14 protein-coding genes are annotated in these 15,492 nt (G+C 66.4%); 10 read left to right on the top strand and 4 right to left on the bottom strand.

All coding sequences use genetic code 11. The annotated features are described in order from the left end of the window. Positions 1-36: 36 nt before the first annotated feature. The gene (locus ILP92_RS05600; RefSeq protein WP_198915392.1) at positions 37-342 is read right to left on the bottom strand and encodes a DUF2849 domain-containing protein; all 306 of its coding nucleotides are present in this window, start codon (positions 340-342) and stop codon (positions 37-39) included. Beyond that, complete coding sequence (cysG, locus tag ILP92_RS05595; protein WP_198915391.1) at positions 339-1,763, bottom strand: siroheme synthase CysG; 1,425 nt, start codon at positions 1,761-1,763, stop codon at positions 339-341. The genes ILP92_RS05600 and cysG overlap by 4 nt, the downstream gene beginning before the upstream one ends. Before the next feature lie 139 nt (positions 1,764-1,902). Here cysG and ILP92_RS05590 point away from each other — a divergent pair, with 139 nt between their 5' ends. Further along, positions 1,903-2,364 carry an Lrp/AsnC family transcriptional regulator gene (locus tag ILP92_RS05590; protein WP_198915390.1) on the top strand — a complete coding sequence of 154 codons (462 nt, stop codon included), beginning with the start codon at positions 1,903-1,905 and terminating at the stop codon, positions 2,362-2,364. 18 nt (positions 2,365-2,382) lie between these two features. On the opposite strand, the gene ILP92_RS05585 is transcribed toward ILP92_RS05590, so the two are convergent. Further along, on the bottom strand, positions 2,383-3,573 hold the full coding sequence (locus tag ILP92_RS05585) for a cytochrome P450 (protein ID WP_198915389.1): 1,191 nt from the start codon (positions 3,571-3,573) through the stop codon (positions 2,383-2,385). Between the two features lie 62 nt (positions 3,574-3,635). Between ILP92_RS05585 and ILP92_RS05580 the strand changes: the two genes are divergently transcribed. The 8 genes from ILP92_RS05580 (at position 3,636) to ILP92_RS05545 (ending at position 12,839) form a co-directional block, all read left to right on the top strand. Further along, the gene (locus ILP92_RS05580) at positions 3,636-5,372 is read left to right on the top strand and encodes a sensor histidine kinase (protein ID WP_198915388.1); all 1,737 of its coding nucleotides are present in this window, start codon (positions 3,636-3,638) and stop codon (positions 5,370-5,372) included. Beyond that, complete coding sequence (locus ILP92_RS05575; protein WP_198915387.1) at positions 5,369-6,592, top strand: sigma-54-dependent transcriptional regulator; 1,224 nt, start codon at positions 5,369-5,371, stop codon at positions 6,590-6,592. Before ILP92_RS05580 ends, ILP92_RS05575 begins: the two co-directional genes overlap by 4 nt. A 235-nt stretch (positions 6,593-6,827) precedes the next feature. Continuing rightward, positions 6,828-7,838 (top strand): DctP family TRAP transporter solute-binding subunit, encoded by a 1,011-nt coding sequence (locus ILP92_RS05570; RefSeq protein WP_198915386.1) that lies wholly within the window; start codon positions 6,828-6,830, stop codon positions 7,836-7,838. A gap of 96 nt (positions 7,839-7,934) precedes the next feature. Further along, complete coding sequence (locus tag ILP92_RS05565) at positions 7,935-8,615, top strand: TRAP transporter small permease (RefSeq protein ID WP_198915385.1); 681 nt, start codon at positions 7,935-7,937, stop codon at positions 8,613-8,615. A 3-nt stretch (positions 8,616-8,618) separates the two neighbouring features. Further along, positions 8,619-10,061: a TRAP transporter large permease gene (locus tag ILP92_RS05560; RefSeq protein WP_198915384.1), complete on the top strand. Its 1,443-nt coding sequence runs from the start codon at positions 8,619-8,621 to the stop codon at positions 10,059-10,061. Between the two features lie 200 nt (positions 10,062-10,261). Beyond that, the gene (locus ILP92_RS05555) at positions 10,262-11,119 is read left to right on the top strand and encodes a DUF2189 domain-containing protein (protein WP_198915383.1); all 858 of its coding nucleotides are present in this window, start codon (positions 10,262-10,264) and stop codon (positions 11,117-11,119) included. 89 nt (positions 11,120-11,208) lie between these two features. Beyond that, positions 11,209-11,853, top strand: coding sequence for an endonuclease III (gene nth, locus ILP92_RS05550; RefSeq protein ID WP_198915382.1), 645 nt, complete (start codon positions 11,209-11,211; stop codon positions 11,851-11,853). Next, positions 11,850-12,839 carry an adenosine kinase gene (locus ILP92_RS05545; protein ID WP_198915381.1) on the top strand — a complete coding sequence of 330 codons (990 nt, stop codon included), beginning with the start codon at positions 11,850-11,852 and terminating at the stop codon, positions 12,837-12,839. The genes nth and ILP92_RS05545 overlap by 4 nt, the downstream gene beginning before the upstream one ends. A gap of 89 nt (positions 12,840-12,928) precedes the next feature. Here the strand turns inward: ILP92_RS05545 and ILP92_RS05540 are convergent, their stop codons facing one another. Further along, positions 12,929-13,747: a sulfotransferase family protein gene (locus ILP92_RS05540; RefSeq protein WP_198915380.1), complete on the bottom strand. Its 819-nt coding sequence runs from the start codon at positions 13,745-13,747 to the stop codon at positions 12,929-12,931. Positions 13,748-13,895: 148 nt separating this feature from the next. On the opposite strand from ILP92_RS05540, the gene ILP92_RS05535 reads away from it, so the two are divergent. Beyond that, the gene (locus ILP92_RS05535; RefSeq protein WP_198915379.1) at positions 13,896-15,473 is read left to right on the top strand and encodes a DUF5928 domain-containing protein; all 1,578 of its coding nucleotides are present in this window, start codon (positions 13,896-13,898) and stop codon (positions 15,471-15,473) included. Positions 15,474-15,492 lie beyond the last annotated feature (19 nt).

Below are 15,492 nucleotides of genomic sequence, written 5' to 3'. Positions count from 1 at the left end.
GGGACCCGTCAGGGCCCGCCCGGGAATTACGTGTCCTCAGATCGCGCCGTCGACTTGCTTGCCGTGGTCGCGATTGGAGGGGCCGCGCGTGCGAAACACCTCGCGAAGGTGAACGGGCACGGGGCCGAGTGCGCCTTGCTCTGCCTCGGCGAGATAAGGGCCGACGGCAATCTGCGGCTGGCCCTTGGCAAAGAGCATCCGCATGTCGGCATGGGCCTCGTCGGTCAGCAGCTCGGCCCGCGCGATGTCGCGGCTCCAGGTGTCGTCTTCGGTCAGCCAGATGGCGTCACCCAGCATCAGGTGGTTGGCGGTGATGACCTTGGGCGTGTATTCGCGGCTCATAGAGCGATCTCCTTCGGGGATGATTTGGACGCCAGCTGCATAGCATCGGCCCGCGACAGGACGGTGACAGCTTCGCGCGGCCGAAGGCCCAACATGACGACCGCGGGGCCGGCGAAATTGATCTCGCTCAACTCGGGCTGCAGCCGGGCCAAGGAGGTGGCAAGCGTTCGCGCATCCGCCCGGCCTGCGTTTTCGACGACCGTCACCGGGGTTTCGGGATCGGCGCCGTGCATCAGCAGGCGGCCCTGGATGAAGCGCGCGGCCCGTTTGCCCATGTAGATCGCGGCGACCGTTCCGGGCGCGGCCAGGGCGGCCCAGTCGTGATCGGCGAAGCCTTGCATGTCGTGGCCGGTCAGCAGCCGCACCGAGCCGTTGCGCCCGCGCCGCGTCAGGCTTTGACCGATGCCCGCCACGGCGGCGGATGCGGCGGTGATGCCGGGCACGATCGTGTAGGCGAGGCCCGCTTGCTCGACCGCCTCGATTTCCTCGTCGAGACGACCGAACACGGTCGGATCGCCCGATTTCAGCCGCACGACCTGGGCGCCCTGGCGCCCGTGTTCGACGATCATCGCGTTGATCCGGGCCTGCGGGGTGGAGGGACCGAAGCCTTCCTTGCCCGCGTCGAGGATCGTCGCCTCGCGGCGGGCCAGCTCCAGGATCTCGGGTGCGACAAGCCGGTCGTGGATCACCACGTCCGCCGCGTCCAGCGCCTTGCGGGCCTTCAGGGTCAGCAGGTCCGGATCGCCCGGACCCGCGCCGACGAAATGGACGTGGCCGGGCTGCGCGCCGCGGTCGAGGTGCTGGGACAACAGATCATCCAGCGCGGGGCGCACGGCATCCTCGCCCTGCGCGAAGGCCATGGGCCCCGCGCGGTCGTAATAATCGGCCCAGAAGTCGCGGCGCGCCCGGCCGAACGGTAGAAGCTCCGCCATCTTGCGGAATTCCTTGCCGATCCGCGCCAGCGGGCCAAGCGCGGTCGGCAGACGTTCTTCCAGGTCGCGCTTGATCGCCCGCGCCAGGACCGGCGCCGCGCCTTCGGTGCCAATGGCGATGGTCACGGGATCGCGGTCCACGATGGCGGGCGTGATGAAGGCGCTGTCTTCGAGGTTGTCGACGATGTTGACCAATGCGCCGTCCGCGTGGGCGATGGCCGCCGTGCGCGCGTCTTCGGCCGGATCTTCGGACGCCGCGTAGAACAGCTTGGCGCAAAGCGTGTCGCCGGGTGCCATTGCGCGGGTGTGCAATGTGAGCTTGCCCGCCGCGGCCCATGCGGCGATTTCGGGCGCGGGATCGGGTGCGAAGACCGTGACCCGCGCCGAGGTCTTCAGGATCAGCCGCAGCTTGGCCAGCGCCGCGTCCCCGCCGCCCGCCAGCACGATGCGGCGGCCTTCGACGGCCAGGAAGATCGGGAAATGGTGCATCGGGGCGGTCCTTGTCTGCGCTGGATCATAGATAGAATATTTTCCCGCTGTCGTGCAGGTGCGCGGCAATATAAGAAACGTATGTTCCGCGGCTGTCGCGCCGTGGAACGGGGGTTCCATGGAAGAGGGAATGAGTGGAATGGATGTTCGTCTGGATGCGCTTGACCGGAAGATCCTTGCGGCCGTGCAGCGCGATGCCAGCCGGTCGCTGGACGATATCGCCAAGGACGTGGGCTCGTCGAAGACGCCGGTGTGGAATCGATTGCGCAAACTGCGCGATGCGGGGGTGATCGGCCAGCAGACGGTGTTGCTGGATCCCGAGAAGCTGGGACTCGAGGCGTGTTTCTTCGTGCTGATCCGCACGTCCGAACACGATGCGGACTGGCAGACACGGTTCCTGCAGACGCTGCGCGCGCGCCCCGAGGTGCTGGAGGCGCACCGGCTGGCGGGCGATATCGACTACATCCTGAAGGTGCGGGTCACCAACGCGCGGGCCTACGACACCTTCTACCAGGCGCTCATCGGCCAGGTGAAGATCCACAACGTCACGGCGCTTCTGTCCATGGAAGAGCTGAAGTTCACCACCGAATTGCCGGTTTGAGGCAAGGGATTCAGGTATTTATGGAAAGATGAAGCCGGGGGCGGGCGCGCTGACCATGAGCCGGGCCAGGCCGTGGAAGTGGTAGATATCGGCGAAACGGGGCGTGTCGGCCAGACGCAGACCGGGTTTGCGCGCGAAGAGGCGCGGCAGGGCGATCTGCAGCTCGAGCCGCGCCAGCGGTGCGCCGAGGCAGAAATGCGGCCCGGCCCCGAAGGCCAGGTGCGCGGGGCCGCGCCGGTCCGGCAGGAAGGTATCGGGACGGTCGAACACCGCCGGGTCGCGCCCGGCCGAGGCCAGCAGCAGCCCGATCCGGTCGCCGCGCCGGAAGGGATGGTCGAAGAGGGTGCAGTCTTCGTAGATCCAGCGGGTGAAGAGATGCAGCGGCGGGTCGAGGCGCAGCAGTTCCTCGACATCCGTCACCGGGTCGCCGGGCGTCACGCCACGTGACAGCATCAGGGCCACGGCGTTGCCCAGGGTGTGGACCGTGGCCTCGTGTCCCGCGTTGAGCAGCAGGATGGCGGTGGCGGTGATCTCGGCGTCGCTCAGGCGGGTGTCGGCGTCTCGGGCGTGGACGAGCTGTGACAGAAGCCCGTCGCCGGGCACGCGTCGCAGGGCTGCGATCCGGTCCGAGACGAGGGCGGCGAAGTCCCGCGCGGCGTCGTTTGCCGCGTCCTCGTCCGCGCGGCTGCGGCCAGCCCGATACATCCCCACCATCGCGCTGGACCAGGCCAGAAGCTGGTCGTTCAGCGTTTCCGGCAAGCCAATCAGCCGCGCGATGATCGTCACGGGCAGGGGGCGCGCGTAGGCGTCGAGCAGGTCGAAGGCGCCGTCGGGAAAGGCATCGATCAGGCCGTCGCACAGCGAGACGATCTCGGGGCGCATCCCATCGACGCGGCGCGATGTGAAGGCGCGCAGCACCGAGCGGCGCAGCCGCGTGTGGTCGGGCGGTTCGCGTTCCAGCATCGAGTGATGCTCGACCGCGTAGAAATCGCGCAGATGGTCCGGTGCAGGCTGGCGTGTTTCGGGCGGCTCTTCGCGGCCCAGGCGCGGGTCGCGCAGCAGAGCGCCCACGGCGCGGTGGGTCGTGGCCACGGCCATGGCGTAGTCGGTCCACCAGACGATGTCGCCCGCCGCCCGCGCGCGGGCGTAGCAAGGATAGGGATCCTGGACGAAGCCCGGGTCGGTCGGCGATTGGGACAGGCGCTGCATCCGCCATCGCTAGCAGGCGCGTTCCGGGACTGCTAGAACGCAAGGCGCAAGGGAGGCATCGCATGGCGCGCGCGTTTGGCATCGCGGGATATCTGGTGGCCATCGGCCTGCTGTCCGGTGCCGTGTGGTGGGCGGCGTGGCTGGGGGCGCTCGACCGGCTGGAAGAGCGGGGGCGCGCCGATCTGGGGCAGGCGTCGGGGCGCCTGCTGGGGCTATTGCAGCAATACCGCGAGTCAGTGGTCCTGGTGGCCGAGCACCCAGCCTTGCGGGCCTTGGCCGAGGGGCGCGCCGATCCCGAAGCGGTGTCCGATCTGCTGCGCCGGATGGAGGGCAAGACGGGCGCGCGGGGCTTGCGGCTGGTGTCACCCAACGGCTGGGTGCTGGCGCAAAGCAGCGACGGGCTGGGCCGCCCCCCGCCCGAGCTGATGGCGCGCGCGCTGACCGGTGCGCTGGGGCGACACCACGGTGTCGAGCCCGATACCGGGCGCCGCCGGTTCGGCCATGCGACGCCGATCTTCGGCGATCCCGGGCAGGGCATCCTGGCCGTCCTGATCATCGACGTGAACGTGGACGCGCTGGAAGCCAACTGGCGCGGCGCGGCCGAGCCGGTGTTCTTTACCGACCCCGACGGCCTGATCTTCATCGCCAACCGCTCGGAGCTGGTGTTGCAGACCGCGGCCCGCGATGCGCCGCTGGGCGAGACGCCCGTCACGCGGTCCGCCCGCGCCGGGCACGACGTCTGGCGGATCGCGGACAACCGCTACCTGCCGCGCCGCGCGCTGCACCTGAGCCAGGATCTGCGCGTGCTCGACATGACGGCCGAGCTTCTGGTGGACCTGGCCCCGACCCGGCGCTCGGCGCTGCTGCAGGCGCTTGCGGCGGCGGGGCTTGGGCTGCTGATCGGCGCGGGACTTCTGCTGGCCAGCGACCGCCGTCGCGCGCTGGCCGAGCGGCTGACGCTCGAAGGTGCGGTCAACGCCAAGCTCGAGCGCGACGTGGCCGATCGCACCCGCGCGTTGCGCGACGCCAACCGGGTGCTGCGCGCCCAGATCGCCGAGCGGCTGGACGCTGAGGCCGCGCTGACCCGCGCGCAGGCGGAGCTGGTGCAGGCCAGCAGGCTCAGCGCGCTGGGGCAGATGTCGGCCGGGATCAGCCACGAGCTGAACCAGCCGCTGATGGCGATCCGGTCTTTCGCCGAGAACGGCCAGACTTTCCTCGAGCGCGGCAAGCCCGACAAGGCGGCCGAGAACCTGGGCCGTATCGCCGAGATGGCGCGGCGCATGGGGCGCATCATCAAGAACCTGCGCGCGTTCGCCCGGCAGGACAGCGTCGAGATCCGCGACGTGGACCTGAGCGCGGTGATCGACGACGTGCTCGACATGGTGGACGCGCGCACCCGGAAGGACGGTGTGCGCATCGTCACCGACCTGCCGGATGGCCCCGTGATGGTGCGCGGCGGCGAGGTGCGCTTGAGCCAGGTTATCCTGAACCTCGTCACCAACGGCATGGACGCGATGGCGGGGCAGGGCGGGCGGCTGACGATCACGCTACGGGACGGCGATCCGGTGCGGATCTCCATCGCGGATGAGGGCCCTGGGCTGGACGCGCCCGACCGGATCTTCGATCCGTTCTATTCCACCAAGGAAGTGGGGGCGTCCGAGGGCATGGGGCTGGGGCTTTCGATTTCCTACGGGCTGATCCAGAGCTTCGGGGGCCGCATCTCGGGGCGCAATGCCGATACCGGCGGCGCGATCTTCGAGATTGATCTGGTCCCCGCCAGCGTTCGGGCCGCGGCATGACGATCCGCGTGATGATCGTCGAGGACGAGCCGGATCTGCGCGACGCATTGGCCCAGACCCTGGAGCTTGCGGATCTGGACCCGCTGACCGCCAGCTCGTTCGTGGCCGCCAAGGACCGGATCACGGCCGAGTTCGACGGCGTGATCTTGAGCGACATCCGGATGCCGGGCCGGGACGGCTTTCACCTGCTCAAATACGCCCAGAAGATCGATCCAGACCTGCCGGTGATCCTGCTGACCGGCGAAGGCGATGTGCCCATGGCCGTGAAGGGGATGAGCGCGGGCGCGTACGACTTCCTGGAAAAGCCCTGTGCCGCGGCCGACCTGGTGGCCTCTGTCCAGAAGGCGCTGAAGACCCGGGCGCTGGTGCTGGAAAACCGCCGCCTGAAAAGCGCGGCGCAAGAGGGGGACGCGGCGGGTCGGCTGATCTTCGGGGAAAGCGCGCTGGCGCGCACCCTGCGTGACCGGGTTCGCGCGGTGGCGCGCACCCGCGCCGAGGTTCTGATCCTGGGCGCGCCCGGCTCGGGCATCTCGAAGGTAGCCGAGGTCATCCATCTGCTGTCCGACCGCGCCTCTGCGCCCTTCGTGAAGCTTTCCGCCGCCTCGGCGGATGCCAAGGCGCTAGGACAGGCCATCGACCGGGCTGCGGCGGGATCGCTTTTCATCGGCGAGATCGCCGACCTGACGCCGCCATTGCAGGCGACACTGCTTGAACGGCTGGAAGGCGAGATCGACGCGCGGATCATCGCGGGCTCGTTCCGGGCGCTGGACACGGATGCGGCGGAGGGGCAGTTCAACCCTGACCTGTTCTATCGGCTGGATTTGATGCGGGTGCGGATCCCGTCGCTGAGCGAACGCCCCGAGGATATCCCGCTGCTGTTCCGCAAATACGTGGCCCAGGCCGCCGAGCAGGCCGCGCTCGATCCGCCCGAAATCACGTCGGACACGCTGGCGCGGATCATGGCGCAGGATTGGCCGGGCAATGCGCGCGCCCTGATGAACGCCGCCATGCGCTTTGCCATGGGGGTCGAGGATCGCGACCCGGGTGCCGATCTGGGGTTGAACGAACAGATGGCCCAGGTCGAACGCAGCCTGCTGATCCAGGCGCTCCGCCAGGCGAAGGGCCACGCCACGTCGGCCGCCCAGGCGCTGAAACTTCCGCGCAAGACGTTCTACGACAAGCTGACGCGCCACGATCTGAAGCCCGAAGATTTCCGCTAGCCTGTGCGGAATCCCGCACAACGCGGAAGAGGGCTGTGCGGCATTTCGCATCAAGGATGTGGGGACACGTAGAGATATCGGTGAGAAATAAGGCAACCGACTGTAATCAAGTCATAAAGTCGGGTAAAAATTCCGCGACCGAAATTCACTTGCAGCTTCGTTCACCAATTCGTCATCCTGCACGGGTCCCGGCCACCAATGCGCCGGATCAAGAATAATAGATCGGGAGACACCTATGAAATTCCTTACAACCACCGCCGTCGCGCTGACGCTGACGACCGGCGCCACCTTTGCGGCCGAGCATGAAGCGGGATGCGACGACGGCGAAATGGTCATCAAGTTCAGTCACGTGACCAACACCGACCGTCACCCCAAGGGCATCGCCGCGTCGCTGCTGCAAGAGCGCGTGAACGCCGAGATGAACGGCACGGCCTGCATGGAAGTGTACCCGAACTCGACGCTCTACAACGACGACCAGGTGCTCGAAGCGATGCTGCAGGGCGACGTTCAGCTGGCGGCCCCGTCGCTGTCGAAGTTCGAAACCTTCACCAAGCAGTTCCGCATCTTCGACCTGCCGTTCATGTTCGTGGACATCAACGCCGTCGACAAGTTCCAGAACTCGGAAGCCGGTCAGGCGATGAAGGATTCGATGACCCGCCGCGGTCTGCAGGGCCTTGAGTTCTGGCACAACGGCATGAAGCAGTTCTCGGCGAACGTACCGCTCGAGACGCCGGAAGATGCCGCTGGCCTCAAGTTCCGCGTGCAGCCCAGCGACGTGCTGGTGGCGCAAATGGAGGCGCTGGACGCGTCGCCGCAGCCCATGGCGTTCTCGGAAGTCTATGGCGCGCTGCAGACGGGCGTCGTCGACGGTCAGGAAAACACCTGGTCCAACATCTACGGCCAGAAGTTCTTCGAAGTGCAGAAGGGCACGACCGAAACCAACCACGGTGTGCTGGACTACCTGGTCGTGACCAGCGTGGACTGGCTGGAAGGGCTCGACGAAGAGACGCGGACCCAGTTCCTGACCATCCTCGAGGAGGTGACCAACGAGCGGAACGCCGCCGTGGGTGAAGTCGACGCCGAGGCACGCCAGGCGATCCTGGACACCGGCGCGGTGATCCGCGAGCTGACGGACGAGCAGCGCCAGGCCTGGGTCGACGCGATGAAGCCCGTCTGGGAGCGGTTCGAATCCGACGTGGGCGCCGACAACATCGCCGCCGCGCAGGAAATCAACGCATCGATGTAAAAACGGTGTAGGGTGATCGCGGGAGAGGCGATCACCTGACGCCAAACTCCACCCGGTGCGTCCGCGCGCCGGGTGGTTCTGCAGAAGGGGGACGGCATGTCGCAGAACTATCAGCCAAGCGGGCCCGTCTCGCGCTTCGTCGACGAGCTCGAGGAAACCGCGATCGCGGTGCTTCTGGGCCTGATGACGTTGGTCACCTTCGCCAACGTGGTTCTGCGCTATGTCTTCAACGAAACGCTGATCTGGGGGCTCGAGACCACGCTGATCCTGTTCGCGTGGTTGGTTCTGTTCGGGGTCAGCTATTGCGTGAAGGTGACCGCCCATCTGGGCGTCGACGCCATCACCAACCTGCTGCCGCCCAAGGGCAAGTACGTGGCCGCGCTGATCGCCTGCGCCGTGTCGCTGGCCTACGCGCTGCTGCTGTGCAAGGGCGCGTGGGATTACTGGGCGCCCTTCGCCGCGCTCGATGCGACCACGGGGCGCTGGTTCCCGACCGGGTTCGAGGACACGCGCGACCGCGCCTTCTACGTCACCGACCAAGTGCCCATGCTGGAGATCTTCCGCTGGCTCGAGCCGCTGATCAACATGGGCGAGGAATACGAAAAGCTGCCCCGGGTGATCCCCTACGCCATGCTTCCCTTCGGCTGCGCGCTGCTGCTGTTCCGGCTGGTCCAAGCCACCGTCGAGATCGCCCGCGGCACCCGCGACAGCCTGATCGTCAGTCACGAGGCCGAAGACGATGTCGAAGCCGTCTCGCACATGAACAAGGACGCTTAAGCCATGGATGTCGTTATCCTTTTCAGCATGGTGATCGGCCTTCTGTTCCTGGGCGTACCGATCGCCATCGCGTTGGGCTTTTCCTCCACGATCTTCCTGCTGGTGCTGTCAGACACGTCGCTGGCCTCCATCGCGCAGAGCTTCTACCAGGCGATGGCGGGCCATTACACGCTGCTGGCCATCCCGTTCTTCATCCTCGCGTCCAGCTTCATGTCCACCGGCGGCGTGGCGCGGCGGATCATCCGCTTTTCCATCGCCATCGTGGGCCATCTGCCGGGCGGCCTCGCCATCGCGGGCGTCTTCGCCTGCATGATGTTCGCGGCGCTGTCGGGCTCCAGCCCCGCCACCGTCGTCGCCATCGGGTCCATCGTGATCGCGGGGATGCGGCAGGTGGGCTATTCCAAGGAATTCGCCGCCGGTGTCATCTGCAACGCGGGCACATTGGGCATCCTGATCCCGCCGTCCATCGTGATGGTCGTCTATGCGTCCGCCACCGACGTGTCGGTGGGCCGCATGTTCCTGGCGGGCGTGATCCCCGGCCTGCTGGCGGGCTTCATGCTGATGCTCACGATCTTCACCATCGCCAAGCTGCGCGACCTGCCCAAGGGCGACTGGCAGGGCTGGGGCGAGGTCTGGGCGTCGGGCCGCGACGCCATGTGGGGTCTGTTCCTGATCGTCATCATCCTGGGCGGCATCTATGGCGGCATCTTCACCCCGACCGAGGCCGCCGCCGTGGCCGCCGTCTATGCCTTCGTGATCGCAACCTTCGTCTATCGCGACATGGGCCCCCTGGCGGCCGAGGCCGCGGGCAGCGCCGATCTGACCGAGATGGTCGAACAGGGCAGCCTGTCGGCCGCCGCCAACCCCGCCGCGCCGCGCCAATATACCCTGCTGGAAAAGCCCTGGGCGCTGGTCACGGCCTTCTTTCACCGCGACACCCGCGACACCCTGTTCGAGGCGGGCAAGCTGACCATCACGCTGATGTTCATCATCGCCAACGCGCTGATTCTGAAGCACGTGCTCACCGACGAGCAGATCCCGCAATCCATCGCGGGGGCCATGCTGGATGCGGGTTTCGGGCCGATCATGTTCCTGGTGATGGTCAACGTGATCCTGCTGATCGGCGGCCAATTCATGGAGCCTTCGGGCCTGATCGTGATCGTCGCACCGCTGGTCTTTCCCATCGCGATCCAGCTTGGCATCGACCCGATCCACCTGGGCATCATCATGGTCGTCAACATGGAAATCGGGATGATCACGCCACCCGTCGGACTGAACCTGTTCGTGACCTCGGGCGTGGCGAACATGCCCATGATGGCCGTCGTGCGCGCGGCCGTGCCGTTCCTGGCGGTGCTCTTCGTATTCCTGATCATGGTGACCTACATCCCGTGGCTGTCGACCTTCCTGCCGACGACCTTCATGGGGCCCGAGATCATCACGAACTGACGCCCGCGACGGGCTTTGGCGCCCGGTCGATCGGGCGGCCACGAGGGTCGGTCGCCCCGCACTGGCGCGCGGTGCCGCATAAGTGACCGATATCCGCCCGCGAAGCTGCTATCATTGATCATCCGCGCATTGGGCGACATTCGGCCAATCGGGCGCACGCAGCGCATCCATCATGTGGCCGACACACGGGAGGATGCATCATGGCCAAAACGATCGGAAATCCCCTGTCCTGGACGGCGCACCGCCTTGCCGACGCGTCCGGGCACATCGCCCATTCCGTGGGGCGGATCGGCGGCGACGAACGGATCGAGCCGCGCATTCGCGCCATGACGCTACAGGACATCCGCCAGGTCCTGCGCGCAGGCCTCGACGATTTCGGGGCCTTGCGGACGGACGTGATGTTCATCGTCCTGATGTATCCGATCATCGGCGTCTTGCTCGTCTTCTTCGCCTCGAACGCGAACCTGATGCACCTGGTCTTTCCGATGATCGCGGGCTTCGCGCTTATCGGCCCGTTCACGGCCGTCGGCCTTTACGAGGTCAGCCGCCGCCGCGAGCGGGGCGAGCAGGTCTCGTGGCTGGCCGCGCTGGGCGTCGTGCGCTCACCGAACTTCGCCGCGATCGTGGTACTGGGGCTCTATCTTGCCGCGATCTTCGTGGTCTGGATCGTGGTCGCGCACCTGGTCTGGGCGGCCACCCTCGGCCCGGTGGCGCCGGACGGCGTGTCCGCCTTCCTCGAGGCCGTGTTCACCACCAGCGCGGGCTGGGCAATGATCGTGATCGGGACGTTCGTAGGGTTTTGCTTCGCTTTGGCCGTGCTGGTGACCAGCGTGATCAGTTTCCCGCTGCTCCTCGACCACAATGTCGGGGTGCCGACGGCGGTGGTGACGTCGTACCGGGTGTTCCGCAGGAACCCGCGCGTGATCCTGGCCTGGGGTCTGACGGTCGCGGTGTTGCTGCTCCTGGGCTCGATCCCGGCCTTCGTCGGGCTGATCATCGTGCTTCCGGTGCTGGGCCATGCCACGTGGCACCTCTATAGGCGGGCGATCGAAGTCTAGCGCGGTCCCGCGGGGCACGCGGCTGGCCGCTGCGCCGGGGACGATGAACCCGCTTGAAGGGTCCGGGCGCCCATTGCATAGAGCGGGGCATGGTCAAGCCGCTGCCCTATCACCAGATCTACGAGATTTTCGAACGGTTCGAAGCCATTGATCCCGAACCCAAGGGCGAGCTCGAGCACGTCAACGCCTACACCCTGGTCGTGGCCGTGGCGCTGAGCGCGCAGGCCACCGACGTGGGCGTGAACAAGGCCACGCGCGGTCTTTTTGCCGTGGCCGACACGCCGCAGAAGATGCTCGATCTGGGCGAGGACGGCGTGATCGCCCATATCAAGACCATCGGGCTCTATCGCAACAAGGCCAAGAACGTGATGAAGCTCAGCCGCATCCTGGTGGATGAGTATGGCGGCGAGGTGCCGTCGTCGCGCGCCGCGCTGGAAGGCCTGCCGGGCGTGGGCCGCAAGACCGCCAACGTGGTGCTGAACATGTGGTGGGGCCATCCGGCACAGGCGGTCGACACCCATATCTTCCGCGTCGGCAACCGCACCCGCATCGCGCCCGGCAAGGACGTCGTCGCGGTCGAGCGCGCCGTCGAGGACAACGTGCCCGCCCGGTTCCAGCGCCACGCCCATCATTGGCTGATCCTGCACGGCCGCTACACCTGCGTGGCCCGCAAGCCGAAATGCGGCGCGTGCCCGATCGCCGATCTTTGCCCCTTCCCGGAGAAAACCGCATGACCACCCCCGCCCGCATCGTCGGCATCGGCAACGCCATCGTCGATGTCATCAGCCACGCCGACGACTCGTTCCTGGACAACATGGGCATCGAGAAGGGCATCATGCAGCTGGTCGAGCGTGAGCGCGCCGAGCTGCTTTACGCGGCCATGTCCGACCGCATCCAGACGCCGGGCGGATCCGTCGCCAACACCATCGCCGGGCTGGGAAAACTAGGGGCCGACGCGGTGTTCATCGGCAAGGTGAAGGACGATGCGCTGGGACGGGCCTACGCGGACGGGATGCAGGCGGACGGGATCGCGTTCCCCAATGCGCCGGTCGCCGACGCGGCGCTGCCCACGTCGCGCTCGATGATCTTCGTGTCGCCCGATGGCGAGCGGTCCATGAACACCTATCTCGGCGCGGGCGCCGATCTGTCGCAAAGCGACGTGCCCGTTCAGGCGTTCGACGGGGGCGGCCTGCTGTTCCTGGAAGGCTACCTGTTCGACAAGGACGAGGGAAAGACCGCCTTCGCCCGGGCCGCCGACCTGATGCGACACGCGGGCGGGCGCAGCGGCCTGACCCTGAGCGATCCGTTCTGCGCCGAGCGCCATCGCGCCGATTTCCAGCGCCTGATCGAGGAACGCCTGGATTTCGTCATCGGGAACGAGGCCGAGTGGACCACCCTCTACGAGACCGACCTCGATACCGCGCTGGCCCGCGCGGCCAAGAAATGCGCCACGGTGGTCTGCACCCGCTCGGGCGATCCGGTGGTGATCGTCCAGCACGGCGTACGCAGCCAGGTGCCGGTCAACCGCATCAAGCCGGTGGACGCTACCGGGGCAGGCGACCAGTTCGCCGCCGGGTTCATCTACGGTATGGCGCAGGACCTGCCGCCCGCGATCGCGGGCCAGATGGGTGTTCTGGCCGCAGCCGAGGTGATCGGCCATGTGGGCCCGCGTCCCAAGGCGGACATGCGGGCGGTCTTCGCGGCCCACGACCTGATCTAGGCGCCGCACGCCCCCATCTTTGTTCTTGGAAATATCCCGGGGAGCGCGAGGGGCTGGCCCCTCGCTTCCGCCCCGACCGGCCGCGCCGTTCAGCCGCCCAGCTTGGCGTGCACCTCGTCCAGGTCGATCTCGCCCGTCGGCATCTTGTTGGCCGGGTTGTCGAAATCGTAGCGGAACAGCCTGAAGTCGCGGTGATAGATCTCCCACATGAGGTGCATGGACAGATCGTCGAAATAATCCTCGACCGGGTGGGCGCGCTTGGGGCCGTGGCCTTCGCTTTCATTGAAGCGCGGGATCTCGGCAAGGTCCACCGGATACGTCGTCTCGGTCGCGTCCAGCACCTTGCGCATGCCCGCGTTAAAATCCTCGGTCCAGAAGATCTGGTCGTACCGGCCGCCATTGGCGATGAAGGTCGCCACGTGGCCGCTGACGGCCGACCAGTGGATGTCGGGATCCATCGGCTTGCGGAACCGGATCGTGTCGCGCACGAACAGCAGGAAACGGCGGAACGACGCGATCTGGTCGAACTCGGCCTTGCCATCGTCGCCGCCCACCTCGATGCCGTATTTCTGGATCAAAAGCGGCACCAGGTTGCCGCGATAGCGCCGCCCGTTGCGCTGGATGCCGCAGATCTTGTCGAAGAACGACGACAGCACGCGGGTATAGGGATTGCGCACGCAGGTGAAGGCCGGGCTGTCGTGGCGCCGCACGTTGCGGGTGATGATGGGCTGGCTTTCGGGCAGGGCCCATTTGTGCAGGTCTTCGGTCGCGTCGTGGATATCGCCGTCGAAGAAGCGCCCGTGGTCGGAGTAGAACATTATCTGCCCGATGGTCGAACAGGCGCATTTCGGAACGACGCGGTAAACCATGCTTTCGCTCGTCGTCATCCAGGTTCCGGGGAATCCCATGGTCGCGCAACTCTCTTCCTGGTCCCGTCAAGGACCGCGGTGCCCCACACCTTGGGGTCATCATGAAGCAAATAAGCCCTGTCATTGCAATGGGGTCTCGGGCTATCAGGTGGCCAATGTTGCATTTGGACAGGTCCCGATCCCGCCCATGGCGCAAATCGCCTATCTTCTTCTCAGCCACAAGGACGCGCCCGCGGTCATCGCCCAGGCCAATCGCGTGACGGCGGCGGGCGACTTTCTGGCCATTCATTTCGACGCGCGCGCGCCGGATGGCGACTATCAGCAGATCGTGTCCGAGCTTGCGGACAACCCGCGTGTCGTGGTCACGCCGCGCCGGGTGAAATGCGGCTGGGGCGAATGGAGCCTTGTCGAAGCCACCATCCTGGCCGCCCGCGCGGCGATCGACACCTTCCCGCGGGCCACGCATTTCTACATGCTGTCGGGCGATTGCATGCCCATCAAGTCCGCCGAATATTGCCGCGCCATGCTCGAGGCCGAGGATTGCGACTATATCGAGCATCACGATTTCCACGCGTCGGACTGGATCAAGACGGGCTTCAAGGAAGAGCGGCTGATCTATCGCCACTTCTTCAACGAACGCCGGAACAAGGCGCTCTTCTACCGGTCGTTCGAGCTGCAGAAGCGCCTGGGTCTGACCCGTTCCGTGCCCCAGGATCTGCAGATCATGATCGGCTCGCAATGGTGGTGCCTGCGGCGCGAGACGATGCAGAAGGTGCTCGCCTTCACCGATCGCCGCCGCGATGTGCGGCGTTTCTTCCGCACCACATGGATCCCCGATGAGACCTTCTTCCAGACGCTCGTCCATCACCTGATCCCGCGCGCGGAGCTGCGCAACCGGACGCTGACCTTTCTGATATTTTCCGACTACGGGATGCCGGTCAGCTTCTACGACGATCACTACGATCTTCTGCTGTCGCAGGATTACCTGTTCGCCCGCAAGATCAGTCCCGAGGCGCTCGCGCTGAAGCGGCGGCTGGGCCAGCTTTATACGACCGTCGGAATGGAATTCGATATCTCGAACGAAGGCCGACGGCTGTTCCAGTTCCTCGCCGGACGCGGTCGCGTCGGGCGCCGCTTCGCGCCCCGGTTCTGGGAAAAGGAAAGCAGCATCGGCCGGGACCGCGAGCTTCTGATCGTGACGTGCAAGAAATGGCATGTGGCCAAGCGACTGGTGGACCGCGCGCGCCAGCATACCAACCTGCCGGGCTTGAAATACCTGTTCGACGAAGAAGACACCGAGTTGCCCGATCTGGGCGGCACGCAGGCAACCCTGGTCAAGCGCACGCGGCATCGCCGGGCGCTGATGCGGATGCTTTTCGACTATCACGACACGGACCGCCTGATGATCTGTCTGGACCCGAGCAACCTGGCCCTGATGCAGGATTTCGAGTCCGATCGCTCGACCACGCGCATCCTGGAAATTCTTTGCGACTTTTCGGACCAGTACCTGGAAGGTCACGCCCGGCGGGTGGGGATCGCGGGCCAATCCACGAAGGCCGTCACCATGTCCCGGCTGTTGCCCACGATCCGCGCCGATTTCCAGTTCGAATCCGAGGCGATCAATGCCGCCGGTTTCACCCATCTCTACCGCATCACCGAAAGCGACACGCCCGACACGAATGCCGGACCGCTTGCCGAATTCCTGTCCATCGAGCCGGGGGCCGCCCAGCAGATCGCCGCCTCGGACCACCTTTTCGCCGATTGAAAAACTTCCAGGAGCCGAC

It is taken from the genome of Palleronia pontilimi (genome assembly GCF_016412875.1).
Lineage (GTDB): Bacteria > Pseudomonadota > Alphaproteobacteria > Rhodobacterales > Rhodobacteraceae > Palleronia > Palleronia pontilimi.
The sequence above is the reverse complement of the archived record's forward strand: the minus strand, read 5'-3'. Positions and strand labels throughout refer to the sequence as shown.

What these genes read in the sequence shown, in the direction of transcription:
- ILP92_RS05585 (WP_198915389.1), bottom strand. Translation starts at nt 3,573, where the DNA reads ATGCAGCGCCTGTCCCAATCGCCGACCGACCCGGGCTTCGTCCAGGAT.
- ILP92_RS05575 (WP_198915387.1), top strand. Translation starts at nt 5,369, where the DNA reads ATGACGATCCGCGTGATGATCGTCGAGGACGAGCCGGATCTGCGCGAC.
- ILP92_RS05565 (WP_198915385.1), top strand. Translation starts at nt 7,935, where the DNA reads ATGTCGCAGAACTATCAGCCAAGCGGGCCCGTCTCGCGCTTCGTCGAC.
- ILP92_RS05570 (WP_198915386.1), top strand. Translation starts at nt 6,828, where the DNA reads ATGAAATTCCTTACAACCACCGCCGTCGCGCTGACGCTGACGACCGGC.
- ILP92_RS05555 (WP_198915383.1), top strand. Translation starts at nt 10,262, where the DNA reads ATGGCCAAAACGATCGGAAATCCCCTGTCCTGGACGGCGCACCGCCTT.
- ILP92_RS05580 (WP_198915388.1), top strand. Translation starts at nt 3,636, where the DNA reads ATGGCGCGCGCGTTTGGCATCGCGGGATATCTGGTGGCCATCGGCCTG.
- ILP92_RS05600 (WP_198915392.1), bottom strand. Translation starts at nt 342, where the DNA reads ATGAGCCGCGAATACACGCCCAAGGTCATCACCGCCAACCACCTGATG.
- nth (WP_198915382.1), top strand. Translation starts at nt 11,209, where the DNA reads ATGGTCAAGCCGCTGCCCTATCACCAGATCTACGAGATTTTCGAACGG.
- ILP92_RS05535 (WP_198915379.1), top strand. Translation starts at nt 13,896, where the DNA reads ATGGCGCAAATCGCCTATCTTCTTCTCAGCCACAAGGACGCGCCCGCG.
- cysG (WP_198915391.1), bottom strand. Translation starts at nt 1,763, where the DNA reads ATGCACCATTTCCCGATCTTCCTGGCCGTCGAAGGCCGCCGCATCGTG.
- ILP92_RS05560 (WP_198915384.1), top strand. Translation starts at nt 8,619, where the DNA reads ATGGATGTCGTTATCCTTTTCAGCATGGTGATCGGCCTTCTGTTCCTG.
- ILP92_RS05590 (WP_198915390.1), top strand. Translation starts at nt 1,903, where the DNA reads ATGGATGTTCGTCTGGATGCGCTTGACCGGAAGATCCTTGCGGCCGTG.
- ILP92_RS05540 (WP_198915380.1), bottom strand. Translation starts at nt 13,747, where the DNA reads ATGGGATTCCCCGGAACCTGGATGACGACGAGCGAAAGCATGGTTTAC.
- ILP92_RS05545 (WP_198915381.1), top strand. Translation starts at nt 11,850, where the DNA reads ATGACCACCCCCGCCCGCATCGTCGGCATCGGCAACGCCATCGTCGAT.